Below are 4,792 nucleotides of genomic sequence, written 5' to 3' on the forward strand. Positions count from 1 at the left end.
AAAACGCAGGCAAGCCTGGCGGCGAATGGAACCGCTACGACATCACACTGGTCGATCGCCACGTCACCGTCATCCTGAACGGCCAAAAGATCATCGACAATCAACCCATCCCTGGCTGCACCAACGGCGCATTGCAGTCGGACGAAACGGTTCCCGGGCCGCTCTATCTCCAAGGCGATCACACCGCCGTCAGCTACCGCAATATCATCCTGCGACCGGTGATTCGCTAATGGCTCAGGGATCGAAAGCGCTGCGTCGGTGGCCATGGGTTCCGCATTGGGCCATTCGATCCGGCGGGATTGGGGCGGTCACCCCGAAGGTGTGGCAGATCCAAGGCAACGTCCTGCAAACCTTGGCGTGGCTGATCTCCGGGATCGTTATTTACAGCATGCTGATTGCCGCGTTATGGATGGTCGTTCCTGCCGCATTAACCCAACCTTTAATTCCTAATTCGACCGACGCATGATGATTCGACTGCCTTTACTTCTTGGATGTTTATTTTGGGCCAACGCACACGCGGCCGACTGGCCGCAGGCTGCCGGGCCGGATGGTAACTTCATCACGCAGGGCGAGGCGCCGACTGAGTTCAGTGGGGCGACAGGCAAAGGCGTGAAATGGCGGGTGCCGTTGCCGAGCACGGGGCAGGGCACGCCTATCGTTTCGGGCGACCGCATTTTCGTCACCTCACACGAACCGATTAAGGCAGACACCGAGTTCGGCGCGGGCATTCTCGGTCTGTGTTTCGATGTCAAAACCGGCAAGGAGCTTTGGCGCCGCGCCATTCCCGGCACGCGCACCACGGATCTTTCCAGTCTGTTTAATGATAACACCGCCGCGACGCCTGTGGCCGACGGTAAACGCGTGGTGTTCACCAACGTCGGCGGCACCATCAAGTGCTTTGATTACGACGGCAACGAACTGTGGTCGCACACCTGGACACCCTTCGGCCGGCACCACGCCCGGGCCCACGAACCCATTCTGCACAACGGCAACGTCATCCTCATGCACGCGGCCACCTACGACCTGCCCGTGGAGGCCACCACCAAGGCCGGCTCGAAAAAGTACGGTCGCGAGAAACCCTACTGGACCCATCTGCGGGCGTACGATTTGGCCACCGGCAAACTCGCTTGGCAGGCCGAGGCCGGCACCAGTGTGCACGCCAAATCCATGCTCGGTAAATTACCCGATGGCCGCAGCGTGATTCTGACCGGTCGCGGCGGCGGTCATCAGCCGCCCGAGGAACCGTATGGCATGTCGTTGGTGGACGCGGCCAACGGCAAATCCATTTGGGATGCGCCCGTGGAAAAATTTCCCACGCACCAAAATTTCGTATTCAAAAAGGACGCCGCCTACGGATTCACTGGATCGCACCATTTCGCCTTGGACCTGCGCAAGGGCAAGCCGCAGGCGAAACATCCGTTGGCTGCGGGCGTCACGGTCACGCGCTGGAAGGAAGGCCGATACGTCACCGAGATGGATCAGGCGATCAAGCTCGGGAAAAAGGCCACCACGTACTTCACCAACCTTATCGTGGGCGATTTCCATTATTTCCGCGCCCACAGCGGCTTTCTGATCGGGCGCGTTCAGCTCTCCACCGGCAAAGTCGAATACCTGCAAGTGCCCGCGCAGGTCATTCGTCACAAGAAACGCGCCGCCGAATTACTCTGGGATAAGGCGCTGCCCAATGACATGAAAACGGCCAACGGCTTCCGCGCCACGCAGGACAAGCGCAACGCCGGGAACGGCTGGGGCCACGTCTCCGCCGCGCCGCCGACCGTCGTCGGCAAACACATCTACTGGCCCACCATGATCGGCACCGTCTACGTCGTGGACTGGACGGCACCGCGCCTCAACGAAAAGGCGCTGGTCTCCCTCAGCGACCTCGGTTCGGCGGGCCAAACCTGGTCCCTCGCCTCCCTCGCCTACGCCGACGGCCGTCTCTACGCTCGCACACTCAAGGAGCTGATTTGTTTCCAGACCGCGAAAGACGCTAAATAAGCGAAAAGGGGACTGATGGACTTGTTGTACAAAGAGGAATGCTACCGGATCATGGGAGCGTGCTTTGAGGTGTACAAGGAGAAGGGCTGCGGCTTTTTGGAGTCGGTTTATCAAGAGTGCCTCTCGATGGAATTGGCAGAACAGGAAATTCCATTTGAACAACAGGTGGACTTGGAATTGCAATACAAGGGCCGCCGATTACAGCACAAATATAAACCCGACTTTGTCTGCTTCGGAAAAATCATTGTGGAAATCAAGGCAGTCAATCAATTGGCCGACGAGCATCGGGCGCAGATTCATAATTATCTCAAAGCCACCGGCTACAAGCTGGGTTTGCTTGCCAACTTCGGGCACCATCCCAAAATCGAGTGGGAACGAATCATCCGCGAAAAAATTTAAAACCAATGACCAACAGCATGTACCTGAACAAATCCCCAAAAATAATTTTCGCCCTTTTCGCGTGTTTCGCGGTTACCAGTATTACCGCCAAGGAACGGCCCAACGTGTTGTTCATCATGTCCGACGACCACACGGCGCAGGCCGTGGGCGCGTATGCGACCGTGCTCAAGCCGCTCAACCCTACGCCCACGCTTGACCGGTTGGCAGCGGAGGGCATCACGTTCGACAACGCGTTTTGCTCGAACTCCATCTGCACGCCGAGCCGGGCGAGCATCATCACCGGTCAGTATCCGCATGTGAATGGCGTGACCGATCTCACCGGCCGAATCTTGCCGGCCAAGCAGACGTTGCCGATTCTGTTTCGGCAGGCCGGTTATCAAACGGCCATGATCGGCAAGTGGCATCTGAAGGTGGAGCCGAATTTCGACTACTACAAAGTGCTGCCGGGGCAGGGGAAGTATTTCGACACGGAATTTCGCGTGCAGGGCGACAAGCCGTGGCCCAAGAATGTGGTCACCCACAAGGGCGAGCATTCCTCCGACGCCATCACAGACTCCACGCTGCATTGGTTCAAGACGCAGTACGACAAGGACAAGCCATTCTTCATCTGCCACCAGTTCAAGGCGCCGCATGATTATTTTGAGAACGCGCCGCGCTACCAGAAATACCTCGCCGACGTGAAGATTCCCGAGCCGCCCACGCTCTACGACGTGCCGAGCACCTTCGGCTCCATCGCCACGCGCGGGTACAACGACGAACTGATGCCGCACATCGGCACCTCCATCGGTAAACGCAATCCGCGCCGCTCTTATGCCGTCGACTTAAAGGAGCGTTTCCCCGAGGAACTTCCCGCCGATTACGACGTGGCCAAGCTCTCCGAGCGCGAGACCACGCACCTCGCCTATCAGGCTTACCTGCGCAAATACCTCCGCTGCGTACGCGGCGTGGACGACAATCTCAAGCGGCTCTTCGAGTACCTCAAAGCCGAAGGCCTCTACGACAACACCGTGATCATCTACACCGGCGACCAAGGTTTCTGGCTGGGCGAAAACGATTATCAGGACAAACGCTGGGCCTACGATCCCTCCATGCGCATGCCGTTTATCGTGCGTTATCCCAAGGCCATCAAGGCCGGCACCCGCAGCGACGCCATAGTAGAGAACGTCGATTTCCCCGCGCTCATGCTCGACTTCGCCGGCATCCCCACGCCTGCCTCCATGCAGGGGCGTTCCTTCAAGAGCATTTGCGAAACCGGCCGCGAACCCAAAGGCTGGAAACAGGCCGCCTACTATCGGTACTGGATGCACATGGCCCACCACGATAACCCCGGCGTGATGGCCATTCGCACCAAGACGCACAAGCTCCTCTACTACTACGGTTGCAACTACGACGGCGGTTACCAAACCCCGCCCGCTTGGGAGCTGTACGATCTGGAAAAGGACGCCGGCGAATTGAATAACGTCTACGACGACCTTGCCTACGCCAAAGTGCGCGCCCGCCTGAAGCAACAATTCGCCGATCTGCGGCGGACTGTTGGCGACGACGGCAGTCATTATCCCGCCGCCGAAAAGGTCGTGCAGGAATTCTGGGACTACGACGGCGCCGACCGCGAAAAAGCCCGTAAGATCTCCGCCGCCTACCTCCAACGCCGCCTGCAGGAACTGAAAGCCGGCCAGCACAACACGCGGACTTGGACGGGAAACAAATGATGAAGCTTCGCATTTTAGATTTTGCAATCGGCGCTTTATGGCTGCTAGCGGACTCTCAATCCACCGTCCTGTAATAACACCCGCTCTCGCCGCATGAAACTATCCAAGGAAGATTTTAAAACTTACATGTCTGTAATGCTCAAGGCTTTAGAGCATTGCTAGGTGAACGCTGATCAGGATTACTAACACCTAATATTCGAGTTTTATCCATCAATGTCCCGACTCACTGATCTCATTAGAAAGGCGAAGACCGAAGACCCGCAGCTTGGTGCTGACTTGGAACGCGAGTTTCGCGCCTTGTCGTCGCGGCTTTCATTTGGCTTGAACTTCGAGCGGCATAGGCCGGAAGCGGTTGAGCTTCCTAATCGCCCGGTGCGCAAGGGCGACAAAATTCGGGTGCTGCCGCCACGAGGTGAAACCAAGAAAGGCGATCAAAAGCTCTGGGAGGTCAAAGCCATCCGCAAACGCAAGAATGAGGCCGATCTGGAATTGCCCAATTCGGACGAATCAGAGGCTCAAACCGTAGCCTTGGACGATCTGGTCGTGATTGCGGAGTTTGGAGACACGATTTATCCGGGACTGGTTTCTACGGGAAAAGTTTCACGCGGAAAGGACAAGCCGTGGCACACCGTCATCAATGGCGAAAATTATCATGCTCTGAAGGCTTTGACTTGGACACACCGTGG

Annotated in this window: 5 protein-coding genes; all 5 read left to right on the forward strand. The window is 57.4% G+C overall.

Features of this window, described 5'->3' with window-relative positions; translation table 11 throughout:
• Positions 1-230: DUF1080 domain-containing protein (locus tag H8E27_00055; GenBank protein ID MBC8324012.1), on the forward strand; the 230-nt coding region annotated here is incomplete at its 5' end.
• A gap of 232 nt (positions 231-462) precedes the next feature.
• Positions 463-1,998, forward strand: a complete 1,536-nt coding sequence (locus tag H8E27_00060; protein MBC8324013.1) for a PQQ-binding-like beta-propeller repeat protein — start codon at positions 463-465, stop codon at positions 1,996-1,998.
• A gap of 15 nt (positions 1,999-2,013) precedes the next feature.
• Positions 2,014-2,397, forward strand: coding sequence for a GxxExxY protein (locus H8E27_00065; GenBank protein ID MBC8324014.1), 384 nt, complete (start codon positions 2,014-2,016; stop codon positions 2,395-2,397).
• Positions 2,398-2,414: 17 nt separating this feature from the next.
• Positions 2,415-4,106, forward strand: coding sequence for a sulfatase (locus tag H8E27_00070; GenBank protein MBC8324015.1), 1,692 nt, complete (start codon positions 2,415-2,417; stop codon positions 4,104-4,106).
• Between the two features lie 213 nt (positions 4,107-4,319).
• Positions 4,320-4,792: site-specific DNA-methyltransferase (locus H8E27_00075; protein MBC8324016.1), on the forward strand; the 473-nt coding region annotated here is incomplete at its 3' end.

This window comes from Limisphaerales bacterium (assembly GCA_014382585.1).
Lineage (GTDB): Bacteria > Verrucomicrobiota > Verrucomicrobiia > Limisphaerales > UBA1100 > JACNJL01.